Raw genomic sequence first — 13,064 nt, forward strand, 5'->3', positions numbered from 1 at the left:
AATAAAAAACCCCGCAATCGCTTGCGGGGTTTTTAGTGTTACAACACAGCGCTACAACATCAGCGCTTGCGCGGCGGCGGCAAGTCCGTGCACACGCCTTCGTACACTTCAGCGGCCATACCGATCGATTCGCCCAGGGTCGGGTGCGGATGGATGGTCTTGCCGATGTCGGTGCCGTCGCAGCCCATTTCGATGGCCAGCGCGATCTCGCCAATCATGTCGCCCGCATGCGTGCCGACGATGGTGCCGCCGATGATGCGGTGCGTTTCAGCGTCGAACAGCAGCTTGGTGAAGCCTTCGGCGCGGCCGTTGGCCACGGCGCGGCCCGAAGCTGCCCATGGGAAGTGGCCCTTCTCGACCTTGATGCCCTTGGCTTTCGCTTCGTCTTCCGTGATGCCGGCCCATGCCACTTCCGGATCCGTGTAGGCGACCGATGGAATCACCTTGACGTCGAAGTGCGACTTCTGGCCAGAGGCGGCCTCCGCTGCCACGTGAGCTTCGTGCACAGCCTTGTGCGCCAGCATCGGCTGGCCCACCAGGTCGCCGATGGCGAAGATGTTCGGCACGTTGGTGCGCATCTGGCTGTCGACGTTGATGAAACCGCGGTCCGTCACCTGCACGCCCGCCTTGTCGGCGGCCAGTTTCTTGCCGTTCGGGCTGCGGCCCACGGCCACCAGTACCAGGTCGTAGATCTGTGGCGCCGGTGCGGTAGCACCTGCTTCGGCTGCTTCGAACGTGACCTTGATGCCTTCCGGCAGAGCCTCGACGGCTACCGTCTTGGTCTTGGTCATGATGTTGTCGAAGCGCTTCTCGTTGAACTTCTGCCACACCTTGACGGCGTCGCGGTCCGCGCCCTGCATCAGGCCATCCATCATTTCGACCACGTCAATGCGCGCGCCGAAGGTCGAATAAACGGTTGCCATTTCCAGGCCGATGATGCCGCCGCCGATGACCAGCATGCGTTTCGGGATCTGGCGCAATTCCAGCGCGCCCGTCGAATCGACGATGCGCGGGTCTTCCGGCACGAAGGGCAGTTTCACCACGGACGAACCGGCGGCAATGATGGCTTGCTTGAACTGCACGACTTTTTTGGAGCCGTCGCCTGCCGTCACTTCGATGTGGTTCGCGGACAGGAACTGGCCCACGCCCGTCACCACTTGCGTCTTGCGCGCCTTGGCCATGCCGGCCAGACCGCCCGTCATGTTCGAGATCACGCCTTCCTTGTACTTGCGTACCTGGTCGATGTCGATCGTCGGCTTGGCAAACGTCACGCCCGTGTTGGACATGTGCGCCGTTTCATCGATGACGGATGCAACGTGCAGCAGCGCCTTCGACGGAATGCAGCCCACGTTCAGGCACACGCCGCCCAAGGTCGCATAGCGCTCGACGATGACCGTCGACATGCCCAGGTCGGCCGCGCGGAACGCCGCCGAATAGCCGCCAGGACCGCCGCCCAGCACCATCATGTCGACGTCGATGTCAACCTGGCCGCTGTAATTACCGGCCGGGATGGCGGCAACGGCTGCAGCTGGTGCCGCCGCTGCAGGAGCCGGAGCTGCGGCAGGCGCAGGAGCGGCCGCCGGTGCGGCTGCAGGAGCAGCAGCGCCTTCCGACGCTTCCACCACCAGCAGCGCGCTGCCTTCGGCGATCTTGTCGCCGACCTTGACTTTCAACTCCTTGACGACGCCGGCGTGGGTCGATGGAATCTCCATGCTGGCCTTGTCCGATTCCACCGTGATCAGGGACTGGTCCACCTTGATGGTGTCGCCGACCTTGACCATCAGTTCGATGACTTCGACTTCCTTGAAGTCGCCGATATTCGGTACTTTTACCTCTACTGTGCTCATCAATCGCTCCTTACAGCAGAATTTTGCGCATGTCGGCCAGGACTTCGCCGAGGTACACGGAGAATCGCGCGCCCATCGCGCCATCGACCACGCGGTGGTCGTAGGACAGCGAAGTGCCCATCATCAAACGTGGCTGGAAGGCCTTGCCATCCCATACCGGCTTGATCGAGGCTTTCGACAGACCCAGGATCGCGACTTCCGGTGCATTGACGATAGGCGTGAAGTGCGTGCCGCCGATGCCGCCCAGGGACGAGATCGTGAAGCTGGCGCCCTGCATGTCGGCCGGTTTCAGCTTGCCTTCGCGCGCCTGCAAGGAGAGTTCCGTCATTTCACGGGCGATCTGCGACACCGACTTCTGGTCCGCGCCCTTGATCACGGGGACCACCAGGCCATTCGGCGTGTCGGCCGCGAAGCCGATGTTGTAATACTGCTTGAGGATCAGGTTCTCGCCCTTGGCATCCAGGGAAGCGTTAAACGCGGGGAATTTCTTCAGCGCGGCAACGGAAGCCTTGATGACGAAGGCCAGCATGGTCAGCTTGGCCGCATCCTTGTTCTTCGCATTGGCCGCGTTGGTGTCGACGCGGAACGCTTCCAGGTCCGTCACGTCCGCTTCGTCGAACTGCGTGACGTGCGGGATCATGACCCAGTTGCGGTGCAGATTCGGGCCCGAGATTTTCTTGATGCGCGACAGCGGCAGCAATTCGGTCGTGCCGAATTTGCTGAAGTCCAGCGACGGCCATGGCAGCAGATCCAGGCCCACGCCCGAACCGCCTTTGGCAGCGACCGGCGCATTTGGCGCGGCGACGGCACCCGACATCACGCCCTTGACGAAGTTCTGCACGTCTTCCTGGGTGATACGGCCCTTCGGACCGGAACCGCCCACGCGGGTCAGGTCCACGCCCAGTTCGCGCGCGAACTTGCGGATCGATGGCGACGCGTGCGCCAGCTTGCCGTTCGCTGCAGGAGCGGCGGCAGGAGCTGGTGCAGCGACCGGCGCCGAAGCGACGGCGGCGGCTGGCGCGGCGGCAGCTTGCGCAGCCGGTGCCGGTGCAGCAGCGGCAGGTGCAGCAGGAGCCGCGCCACCGGTCGTTTCCACGACCAGCACCAGGCTGCCCTTGGCAACCTTGTCACCGACCTTGACTTTCAATTCCTTGACGATACCGGCGTGGCTCGATGGGATTTCCATGCTGGCCTTGTCCGATTCGACCGTCAGCAGCGACTGGTCGACCTTGATGCTGTCGCCGACCTTGACCATCAGTTCGATGACTTCGACTTCCTTGAAGTCGCCGATGTCGGGTACGGTCACTTCGACCAGGGCCGGCGCGCCGGCTGGGGCGGCAGGTGCTGGCGCGGCCGCAGGAGCGGCGGCGGGGGTTTCAGCGGCAGGTGCTGCGGCCGGGGCGGCAGCGGCAGGCGCAGGGGCCGAGGCGTCGTCCGCCACTTCCAGCAGCAGGACCAGCGAACCTTCGGCGATCTTGTCGCCCACGTTGACTTTCAATTCCTTGACGACACCGGCGTGGCTCGATGGAATTTCCATGCTGGCCTTGTCCGATTCGACCGTGATCAGGGACTGGTCGACCTTGACCGTATCGCCTGGCTTGACCATCAGTTCAATGATCTCGACTTCCTTGAAATCGCCGATATCCGGGACTTTGACTTCCACAATGCTCATAGCTTGCTCCGTTATTTTATTTGTCAGATGGACCCGCACACACGCCAGGGCGGCGCTTTCGCACCGCCCTGGCATCATCGGGTCCGCACAACGATTACTGGGTCACCGGATTCGGTTTGTTCGCGTCGATGCCGTACTTGGCAATCGCCTGCTCCACCACCGACACGTCGATCTTGCCTTCGTCAGCCAGCGATTTGAGCGCGGCCACGGTGACATAATAACGGTTCACTTCGAAGAACTCGCGCAGCTTGGCGCGGCTGTCCGAGCGGCCAAAGCCATCGGTACCGAGCACTTTATAAGTGCGGCCCTTCGGCATGAAGGCGCGGATCTGTTCTGCAAACGCGCGCATGTAGTCGGTCGTGGCGACGATCGGGCCATCCGTGTCCTGCATCAGCGACGTCACGTAAGGCACGCGCTGCTCTTTCGACGGGTTGACCATGTTCCAGCGTTCCGCATCCTGGCCATCGCGGGCCACCAGGGTCAGCGACGGTGCCGACCACACGTCCGCAGCCACGCCCCAGTCGTTCTGCAACAGCTCGGCGGCGAAGATCGATTCGCGCAGGATGGTGCCGCAACCGATCAGCTGTACGCGCAGCTTGGCGTCAGCCTGGCCTTCCTGCAGCTTGTACATGCCTTTCAGGATGCCTTCTTCCTGGCCTGGCTTGATGCCTGGCTGGGCGTAGTTCTCGTTCATGATCGTGATGTAGTAGAACACATCTTCCTGGTTGGCGATCATGCGGCGCAGGCCGTCCTGGATGATGACGGCGACTTCATGGCTGAAGGTCGGATCGTACGGCATGCAGGTCGGGATGGTCGCGGCGAAGATATGGCTGTGGCCATCTTCGTGCTGCAAGCCTTCGCCGTTCAGCGTCGTACGGCCAGCCGTGCCGCCCATCAGGAAGCCACGGGCGCGCATGTCGGCCGAAGCCCATACCTGGTCGCCGATGCGCTGGAAGCCGAACATCGAGTAGAAGGTGTAGAACGGGATCATGATGCGGTCGTTGGTCGAGTACGACGTCGCCGCGGCGATCCACGAGCTCATGCCGCCCGCTTCGTTGATGCCTTCTTGCAGGATCTGGCCAGCCTTGTCTTCGCGGTAGTACATGACCTGGTCTTTGTCGACCGGCTCGTACAACTGGCCTTTCGGGTTGTAGATGCCGATCTGGCGGAACAGGCCTTCCATGCCGAAGGTACGCGATTCATCAACCAGGATAGGCACGACGCGCTGGCCCAGGTTCGGGTCTTTCAGCAGAGTCGAAATGACGCGCACAAACGCTTGCGTGGTCGAGATTTCACGGCCTTCAGGCGTCGCTTCCAGCACGTTCTTGAACGCGTCCAGGCCAGGCACCGGCAGGGTTTCTTCCGACTTCTGGCGGCGCTGCGGCAGGTAACCACCGAGGGCCTTGCGGCGCTCGTGCAGGTAGACCATTTCCGGCGCGTCGTCGGCTGGCTTGAAGAACGGGATATCGGCCAGCTTGTCGTCAGGGATAGGCAGCGAGAAGCGGTCGCGCATTTCGCGGATGGCTTCGTCGTCCAGTTTTTTCGTCTGGTGCGCCGTGTTGCGCGCTTCGCCGGACTTGCCCATGCCGTAGCCCTTGATGGTTTTCACCAGCAGGACGGTCGGCTGGCCCTTGTGTTCCTGGGCGATCTTGAATGCCGCGTAGATCTTGTGCGGATCGTGGCCGCCACGGGTCAGGCGCCAGATGTCGTCATCCGTCATGTTCGCAACCATTTCCAGCAGCTTCGGATGCTTGCCGAAGAAGTGCTTGCGCACGTAGGCGCCGTCTTTGGCCTTGTAGTTCTGGTACTCGCCGTCGACGGTTTCCATCATCACGCGCTGCAGGATGCCTTCCTTGTCTTGCGCCAGCAGGGCGTCCCAGCCCGGGCCCCAGATGACCTTGACGACGTTCCAGCCGGCGCCACGGAATTCGCCTTCCAGTTCCTGGATGATCTTGGTGTTGCCGCGTACCGGGCCGTCCAGACGCTGCAGGTTGCAGTTGACCACGATGACCAGGTTGTCGAGCATGTCGCGTGCGGCCAGACCGATCGCGCCCAGCGATTCCGGCTCGTCCATCTCGCCGTCGCCGCAGAAAGCCCAGATCTTGCGGTTGTCGGTTTTCGCGATGCCGCGTGCGTGCAGGTATTTCAGGAAGCGCGCCTGGTAGATCGCCATGTGCGGGCCCAGGCCCATCGACACGGTCGGGAACTGCCAGAAGTCAGGCATCAGCTTCGGATGCGGGTACGAGGACAGGCCCTTGCCGTCGACTTCCTTGCGGAAGTTCAGCATTTGCTCTTCCGTCAAGCGGCCTTCGAGGAAGGCGCGCGCGTAGACGCCGGGCGACGAGTGGCCCTGGATGTACAGCAGGTCGCCGCCGTGGTCGGCCGTAGGCGCGTGCCAGAAATGGTTGAAACCGATGCCCAGCATGTTCGCCAGCGAAGCGAACGACGACAAGTGGCCGCCCAGGTCGCCGTCGGCGCGGTTGGCCTTGACGACCATGGCCATGGCGTTCCAGCGCATCCACGAGCGCAGGCGCTCTTCGTATTCGAGGTTGCCGGGACAGTGGGCTTCTTGTTTGGTGGGGATGGTATTGACGTAGGCGGTGGTGCTGGAGAACGGGATCTGGGCGCCGCGGCGGCGGGCCAGGTCAACCATGCGCTCCATCAGGTAATGCGCGCGTTCCGGACCTTCATTTTCCAGAACGGCTTCGAGCGCGTCCAGCCACTCCTTGGTTTCCTGCATATCCGGGTCGGTGCCGATCTGTGTCGTTACCTGGTTCAGTTGAGCTGACATCTGTTGAGTCTCCTTTGTGAACGCCCCACCCCGATTTTCCGGATCGCTGTCGGACGGTATTTCGCTGATTATTTACTATTAAGTCGGTTTAGTGTGGGGATTCTAACAGCGTATTTACTATTTTTCAAATTACGATATAGCATTTCGTATTATGAAATTACCCTATGAAATTTATGCTGCACTGCCGCAAATTCTGTCTGGAAATTAGGGTGAGCAGAGTGCCAAAAACGAATGTACACCCCGGTCGTCCGCACAGGCATACCGGGCCAAGCGGGCCTGAAAAATGTCGAGGGCAAGGCGCAGCGACGCAGACAGTACGCCAGTACGGCAAGGAGCTGCAACGCCGCCATCGGCATTTTCTCAGGCCCGCGTCTCTGGCCCGCTTTTATGCCGGGCCAAGCGGGCCTGAAAAATGTCGAGGGCAAGGCGCAGCGACGCAGACAGTACGCCAGTACGGCAAGGAGCTGCAACGCCGCCATCGGCATTTTCTCAGGCCCGCGTCTCCGGCCCGCTTTTATAAGGGCTTGGCATAGCCAAAACCGCCCCTTTGCACCGCCCGGCTTTATAATCTGTCTTTTCCCTCCCACACAGCCTCCTACCATGCCAGCACAACTGATCGACGGAATCGCCCTCTCCCAAAAACTGCGCAGCGAGATCGCCACGCGCGCCGCCGCCCTCACGGCCAAGGGCACCCAGCCCGGCCTGGCCGTGATCCTCGTCGGGGAAGACCCGGCCAGCCAGGTGTACGTCCGCAACAAGGTCAAGGCGTGCGGCGACGTGGGTTTCCACTCGGTGCTGGAAAAATATGAAGCGGACCTGTCCGAAGCGGACTTGCTGGCACGCATCGCCAGCCTGAATACCGATCCGGCCATCCATGGCATCCTCGTGCAAATGCCGCTGCCAAAACATATCAACCCGCACAAGGTCATCGAAGCGATCGCCACGACGAAAGACGTCGATGGCTATTCCGTCCTGAGCGCCGGCGAACTGATGACGGGCTTGCCCGGCTTCCGCCCGTGCACGCCATACGGCTGCATGAAACTGATCGAAAGCACGGGCGTGGACTTGCGCGGCAAGCACGCCGTCGTCATCGGCCGCAGCAACACGGTCGGCAAGCCGATGGCCCTGCTGCTCTTGCAAGCGAACGCAACCGTCACCATCTGCCATAGTGCGACCCCGGACCTGGGCCTGTACACGCGCCAGGCGGACGTGGTCGTGGCCGCCGTCGGCCGCCGCAACACCCTGACGGCCGACATGGTCAAGCCGGGCGCCATCGTCATCGACGTGGGCATGAACCGCGACGATGAAGGCAAGCTGTGCGGCGACGTGGATTTTGCCGGCGTGAAAGAAGTCGCCTCCCACATCACCCCCGTACCCGGTGGTGTTGGCCCGATGACGATCACTATGTTGCTCATGAACACGGTAGAGGCTGCCGAGCGCATTTAAGAATCACCGGGGCGGCATGACCGCCCTTTTATATATGGATGGAACCGACGATGAATACCAATCCCCTGCTTGATTTTTCCGGCCTGCCACGCTTCGATGCGATCACGCACGAGCATGTCACGCCTGCCATCGATACCCTCTTGGAACAGGCGCGCGCCACGGTGGCGCAGCTGGAAGCGCCCATGGAAGAAGTGAGCTGGGAAAACTTCGTCGCGCCCCAGGACCACATCGCCGAAACCTTGGGCCGCGCCTGGAGCATCGTCAACCACTTGAATAGCGTGGTCGACACGCCCGAGCTGCGCGCCGCCTACAATGCGAACCAGCCCAAGGTGACGGAATTCTGGACCGAGCTGGGCCAGAACGAAATCCTGTTTGGCAAATACAAGCAGTTGCAGGCCCGCGCCGATTTCGCCAGCCTGTCGCCGGCGCGCCGACGCATCGTCGACAATGCCGTGCGCGACTTCCGCCTGGGCGGCGCCGAGTTGCCCGAGGATAAGAAAGAGCGCTTTGGCGCCATCCAGGAAGAACACGCGGCCGTCTCGACGCGTTTTTCCGAAAACGTGCTTGACGCCACCAATGACTACAAGTTGCTGGTCGAGAACGAGCTTGAACTGGCCGGCCTGCCCGACGACGTGAAAGCCGCCGCGCGTGCCGCCGCCGAAAAAGCGGGCAAGCAGGGCTATGAATTCTCGCTGCACTTCCCGTCGTACTACCCGATCCTGCAATTTGCCGACAATCGCGCGCTGCGCGAGACCATCTACCGCGCCAACGCCACCAAGGCGTCGGACCAGGGCGACGTCTTCAGCAAGAAAGAGGAGTGGGACAATACCCAGAATATCGTCACTCTGTTGCAATTACGCGACGAAGAGGCAAAACTGCTGGGCTACGCCAATTTCGCCGAAGTGTCGCTCGTCTCCAAAATGGCCACCTCGCCCGCGCAAGTCATCGCTTTCCTGGAAGACCTGGCCAGGCGCGCGCGTCCGTTCGCCGAGAAGGACTTGGCCGAACTGAAACAATTCGCCCGCGAAGAGCTGGGCATCGCCGAGCTGCAGGCGTGGGACGTGCCTTACGCTTCCGAAAAGCTGCAGGAACGCCGCTACGCGTTCTCGGCCCAGGAAGTCAAACAGTACTTCCCTGAACACAAGGTGATCGACGGCCTGTTCCGCCAGATCCAGAACCTGTTCACCGTCGACATCAAACCCGATACGGCACCCGTCTGGCACAAGGATGTGCGTTTTTACCGCATCGAGCGCGACGGCAAGCTGGTCGGCCAGTTCTACCTGGATCTGTATGCGCGCGCCGGCAAGAGCGGCGGCGCCTGGATGGACGACGCGCGCGGCCGCCGCGCCGACGCGCAACACGTGCAAACGCCGATCGCCTACCTGACCTGCAATTTCACGGAGCCGGCCGTGGTCGACGGCAAGGCTCAGCCTGCCCTGTTCACGCATGATGAAGTCATCACCCTGTTCCACGAATTCGGCCACGGCTTGCACCATATGCTCACCGTCGTCGACGAACTGGGCGTGTCGGGCATCGCCGGCGTCGAATGGGATGCCGTGGAACTGCCATCGCAATTCATGGAAAACTTCTGCTGGGAATGGGAAGTGCTCGAGCACATGACGGCGCATGCCGTCACGGGCGAGCCGCTGCCGCGCGCGCTGTACGACAAGATGCTGGCGGCCAAGAATTTCCAGTCCGGCTTGCAAACCCTGCGCCAGGTGGAGTTCTCCTTGCTCGACATGCATTTGCACTATGACTACGATGCCAGCACGGGCCAGAGCGTGCAGCAGCTGATCGACGGCGTGCGCGCCAAGTTTTCGCTGCTCATCCCGCCCCCGTTCAACCGCTTCCAGAATGCCTTCGGGCATATCTTCGCCGGCGGCTACGCGGCTGGCTACTACAGCTACAAGTGGGCCGAGGTGCTGTCCGCAGACGCCTATGCGGCGTTTGAAGAAGCCAAGGCGCTGGGACCGGACGCCACCACGGCGGCAGGCAAGCGTTATTTGCAGGAAATCCTGTCCGTCGGCGGCTCGCGCCCCGCGCTGGAATCGTTCACGGCCTTCCGCGGCCGCGAGCCGAGCATCGACGCCCTGCTGCGCCACAGCGGCATGGCCGCTTGATCGCCATGAGCCGCGTCGATTTTCACAGCAACGTGCCGGACAAGCTGGCGTATGCCTGCCGCCTGGCGCGCAAGGCCTATATGGCCGGCAACAAGGTCGTCGTCCTGGTGGCCGACAGCGCCCAGATCGACGCCTTGAACAGCGCCATGTGGACCATTTCCGCCACGGATTTCCTGCCGCACGTGCTGGCCGGCGACCCGCTGGCGGCGCAAACGCCCATCATCCTGACCGATGACGAAGCGGCGGAATTGCCGCATCACGACATCCTCGTCAACCTGTCGCAGCTGCCGCCCGCCAATTACGCGCAGTTCCAGCGCGTCTTCGAGATCGTTTCCATCGACGAGCAAGATGCGCAGGCGGGCCGTCAGCGCTTCCTGCACTACCGCCAGCAAAACGTACAGCCGACCCACTTCGTGGCAGGGAAGACATGAGCCAGCAGCCATTCGACCAGGGCATCCCCCTGCTGACGGAGGTGCTGCTGGGGCCGGAAGTGGCCGAGGCCGTCGCGCCCGCCGCAGCGGCGCCTGCCGTCGAGGAAGCGCCGGCGTTGCCGCCAACGGTGGCGCAGCCCGACTGGGACGCCATCGAACAGCGGCTGACGCAGCGCATCCTGCATCAGGTGCAGGGCAAGATCGACCATCTGCTGGAAGAGCGCATCGCCCATGTCCTGCAGACGGCGCTGCAAAACGCCCTGATCGGCATGCGGGGCGCTTTGCGCGAAGACTTGCAGCAGTCGCTGGAGCAGATCGTGGCGCATGCGGTCAGTCATGAACTGGGACATTTGCACCCACCTGCGCAAGCCTGAGCATGCTGCGCAATGTCGGGTTACGCGCTGCGCGCTAACCCGACCTACTCTATTCACCCGACCTACTCTATTCTTTCCTCCAACGCCATTCTTTGGTGCGCTCGCGCCTGCGAAATCGGTGCATCGCGCCTCACTTTGGTGATTGTTGCGACAAAATGTAAAAAGCCCGAAATGCGGCTTTGCGCCGCCTGTTTTTTGTTGTACCTTTCTTCACACGTACCGCCTGTCGAAGCGGTTTTCACGAGACGCCGCCGTATCTTTATCCATTGGAGAATGTTTATGCTGCTCAAGACCAAAGTCCTTCCTCTCGCCCTCGCCCTCGCTTTTGCCGGCCATGCGGGCGCACAGGAAATCATCAAGATAGGCCACGTCGCCCCGGTCTCTGGCGCCAGCTCCCACCTGGGCAAGGATAACGAGAACGCGGCCAAGATGGCCATCGAGGACTTGAACGCCAAAGGCTTCAAGATCGACGGCAAAGCCGTGAAATTTGTGCTGGTACCCGAAGATGACGCAGCCGATCCCAAGCAGGGCACGGCCGTGGCGCAAAAGCTGGTCGACGCCAAGGTCAACGGCGTCGTCGGCCACCTGAACTCGGGCACGACGATTCCCGCCTCGCGCATTTACTTCAATGCCGGCATTCCGCAGATTTCACCGGCCGCCACCAACCCGACGTACACCCAGCAGAAATTCAACACGGCCTTCCGCGTGGTGGCCAATGACAACAAGCTGGGGGGAACTTTGGGCGCGTATGCCGTGGGCAAGCTGCAAGCGAAGAAAATCGCCGTCATCGATGACCGCACGGCTTACGGCCAGGGCGTGGCGGAACAGTTCGTCAAAGGCGCCAAGAAGGCGGCACCTGGCGTGCAAATCGTCGGCAAGGAATTTACCAATGCCAACGCGACGGACTTCAATGCCATCCTGACGAGCATCAAGTCGAAAAATCCCGACCTGGTCTTCTTTGGCGGCATGGATTCTGTGGGCGGCCCCATGCTGCGCCAGATGAAGGCGCTTGGCATCAAGGCCAAGTTCATGGGCGGCGACGGCCTGTGCACGGAACCGCTGGGCAAGCTGGCCGGCGACGCCGTTGGCGAAGACATGGTCACCTGCGCGGAAGCGGGCGGCGTGACGGGCGCGCAGCAAAAAGGCATGGATGATTTCCGCGCCCGCTACAAGCAAAAGTACAACATGGAAGTGCAGCTGTACGCGCCATACGTCTACGATGCCGTGATGACCATGGCCACCGCCATGGCCGACGCCAAATCGTCGAAACCGTCCGTCTACCTGCCGTTCCTGGCCAAGGTGCAGTACCAGGGCGTGACGGGCCCCATCTCGTTCGATGCCAACGGCGACATCAAGGATGGCGCGCTGACCTTGTTCACGTATCGTGACGGCAAGAAGACAAAAATGGAAGTGGTCAAGTAAGCGGCTGCGTCGCCACGTAAGCCTGCAAGCCTTCGGCCAGCGCGTCGAAGGTGGCGCGGCAGCGCAGGCTGCCGCGCAAGTCTGCATGCATGGTGATCCACGTTTCCATCGGTAGCGCAAACGCCTGCGGCAACACGCGCCGCAGGGCCGGATCGCGCGCCGCCAGCCCCGCCTGGCACACGCCGATGCCGGCACCTGCCCGTATCAGGGCCAGTTGCGCCAGGTCGCTGTCGCTGCGCCAGGCAAAATTTTCCCGCGTAAATCCCTGGAAGGCTGCACCCGCGTTGCGCACGAAGGGGCTCGCCTCGTCGTAGCCGATGACGGCATGCTGCGCCAGATCGGCCAGTGCCAGCGGCGTGCCGTGCCGCGCCAGGTAGTCCATGTGCGCGTGCAGGCCCAGTTCGATATCGCCCACCTTGCGCGCCACCAGCTGCTCCTGGCGGGGCCGCAGCATGCGCACGGCGATGTCCGCCTCGCGGCGCAGCAAATCCTGCACCTTGTTACTCAATACCAATTCAATGACCAGGTCCGGATGGCGCGCGCGCAAGCTGGCCAGGATGGGCGGCAGTACCTCCACGCCCACCACTTCGCTGGCCGCGACGCGCACGACACCGGCCACGCCCTGCCCCTGGCTGCTGGCGGCGCGCTCCATCAGGGCGGCCGTATGTTCCATGGTTTCCGCATGGGGCCGTAGCGCCAGCGCCACTTCCGTGGGGAGCAAGCCCAGCTGGGAGCGCGTGAACAGGGTCGCGCCCAGTGCCTGCTCGAGCGCGGCGATATGCCGGCCGACGGTCGGTTGCGTGATGGCCAGCGCGCGGGCCGCGCCGGACAAGGAGCCGTGCTTGAGCACGGCCAGCAGTGAACGGTAGTATTCCCAGGCAATCGAGGTAGTCATACATAAATGTATAGCCTGTGGTCGATGCTCGTCAATTCCCAATTAGTCCTGCGCGGCAGATACTGG

Annotated in this window: 9 protein-coding genes; 5 read left to right on the forward strand and 4 right to left on the reverse strand. The window is 62.3% G+C overall.

Annotation, left to right across the window (positions count from 1 at the left end; genetic code table 11):
- Positions 1 to 59: 59 nt before the first annotated feature.
- From lpdA to aceE, 3 genes are all read right to left on the reverse strand, one after another.
- Positions 60 to 1,847 carry a dihydrolipoyl dehydrogenase gene (gene lpdA, locus AC4BCN_RS24260; protein ID WP_139091049.1) on the reverse strand — a complete coding sequence of 596 codons (1,788 nt, stop codon included), beginning with the start codon at positions 1,845 to 1,847 and terminating at the stop codon, positions 60 to 62.
- Between the two features lie 10 nt (positions 1,848 to 1,857).
- Positions 1,858 to 3,519 carry a dihydrolipoyllysine-residue acetyltransferase gene (gene aceF, locus AC4BCN_RS24265; RefSeq protein WP_490491937.1) on the reverse strand — a complete coding sequence of 554 codons (1,662 nt, stop codon included), beginning with the start codon at positions 3,517 to 3,519 and terminating at the stop codon, positions 1,858 to 1,860.
- A 94-nt stretch (positions 3,520 to 3,613) separates the two neighbouring features.
- Positions 3,614 to 6,310, reverse strand: coding sequence for a pyruvate dehydrogenase (acetyl-transferring), homodimeric type (gene aceE / locus AC4BCN_RS24270; RefSeq protein WP_101482508.1), 2,697 nt, complete (start codon positions 6,308 to 6,310; stop codon positions 3,614 to 3,616).
- A 600-nt stretch (positions 6,311 to 6,910) separates the two neighbouring features.
- Here aceE and folD point away from each other — a divergent pair.
- The 5 genes from folD to AC4BCN_RS24295 all read left to right on the forward strand — a co-directional run bounded on the left by folD (position 6,911) and on the right by AC4BCN_RS24295 (position 12,103).
- Entirely contained in the window at positions 6,911 to 7,756 is an 846-nt protein-coding gene (gene folD, locus AC4BCN_RS24275) for a bifunctional methylenetetrahydrofolate dehydrogenase/methenyltetrahydrofolate cyclohydrolase FolD (RefSeq protein WP_034747393.1), read from the forward strand.
- A 50-nt stretch (positions 7,757 to 7,806) separates the two neighbouring features.
- The gene (locus AC4BCN_RS24280) at positions 7,807 to 9,876 is read left to right on the forward strand and encodes a M3 family metallopeptidase (protein WP_490491938.1); all 2,070 of its coding nucleotides are present in this window, start codon (positions 7,807 to 7,809) and stop codon (positions 9,874 to 9,876) included.
- A 5-nt stretch (positions 9,877 to 9,881) separates the two neighbouring features.
- Complete coding sequence (locus AC4BCN_RS24285) at positions 9,882 to 10,307, forward strand: DNA polymerase III subunit chi (protein WP_490491939.1); 426 nt, start codon at positions 9,882 to 9,884, stop codon at positions 10,305 to 10,307.
- On the forward strand, positions 10,304 to 10,681 hold the full coding sequence (locus AC4BCN_RS24290) for a DUF2486 family protein (protein WP_128142120.1): 378 nt from the start codon (positions 10,304 to 10,306) through the stop codon (positions 10,679 to 10,681). Before AC4BCN_RS24285 ends, AC4BCN_RS24290 begins: the two co-directional genes overlap by 4 nt.
- A 279-nt stretch (positions 10,682 to 10,960) precedes the next feature.
- Complete coding sequence (locus AC4BCN_RS24295) at positions 10,961 to 12,103, forward strand: branched-chain amino acid ABC transporter substrate-binding protein (protein ID WP_139091054.1); 1,143 nt, start codon at positions 10,961 to 10,963, stop codon at positions 12,101 to 12,103.
- On the opposite strand, the gene AC4BCN_RS24300 is transcribed toward AC4BCN_RS24295, so the two are convergent.
- Positions 12,096 to 12,998 carry a LysR family transcriptional regulator gene (locus tag AC4BCN_RS24300; protein WP_490491940.1) on the reverse strand — a complete coding sequence of 301 codons (903 nt, stop codon included), beginning with the start codon at positions 12,996 to 12,998 and terminating at the stop codon, positions 12,096 to 12,098. The genes AC4BCN_RS24295 and AC4BCN_RS24300 overlap by 8 nt on opposite strands.
- Positions 12,999 to 13,064 lie beyond the last annotated feature (66 nt).

It is taken from the genome of Janthinobacterium sp. Bl 1 (genome assembly GCF_058215535.1).

What these genes read in the sequence shown, in the direction of transcription:
- lpdA (WP_139091049.1), bottom strand. Translation starts at nt 1,847, where the DNA reads ATGAGCACAGTAGAGGTAAAAGTACCGAATATCGGCGACTTCAAGGAA.
- aceF (WP_490491937.1), bottom strand. Translation starts at nt 3,519, where the DNA reads ATGAGCATTGTGGAAGTCAAAGTCCCGGATATCGGCGATTTCAAGGAA.
- aceE (WP_101482508.1), bottom strand. Translation starts at nt 6,310, where the DNA reads ATGTCAGCTCAACTGAACCAGGTAACGACACAGATCGGCACCGACCCG.
- folD (WP_034747393.1), top strand. Translation starts at nt 6,911, where the DNA reads ATGCCAGCACAACTGATCGACGGAATCGCCCTCTCCCAAAAACTGCGC.
- AC4BCN_RS24280 (WP_490491938.1), top strand. Translation starts at nt 7,807, where the DNA reads ATGAATACCAATCCCCTGCTTGATTTTTCCGGCCTGCCACGCTTCGAT.
- AC4BCN_RS24285 (WP_490491939.1), top strand. Translation starts at nt 9,882, where the DNA reads ATGAGCCGCGTCGATTTTCACAGCAACGTGCCGGACAAGCTGGCGTAT.
- AC4BCN_RS24290 (WP_128142120.1), top strand. Translation starts at nt 10,304, where the DNA reads ATGAGCCAGCAGCCATTCGACCAGGGCATCCCCCTGCTGACGGAGGTG.
- AC4BCN_RS24295 (WP_139091054.1), top strand. Translation starts at nt 10,961, where the DNA reads ATGCTGCTCAAGACCAAAGTCCTTCCTCTCGCCCTCGCCCTCGCTTTT.
- AC4BCN_RS24300 (WP_490491940.1), bottom strand. Translation starts at nt 12,998, where the DNA reads ATGACTACCTCGATTGCCTGGGAATACTACCGTTCACTGCTGGCCGTG.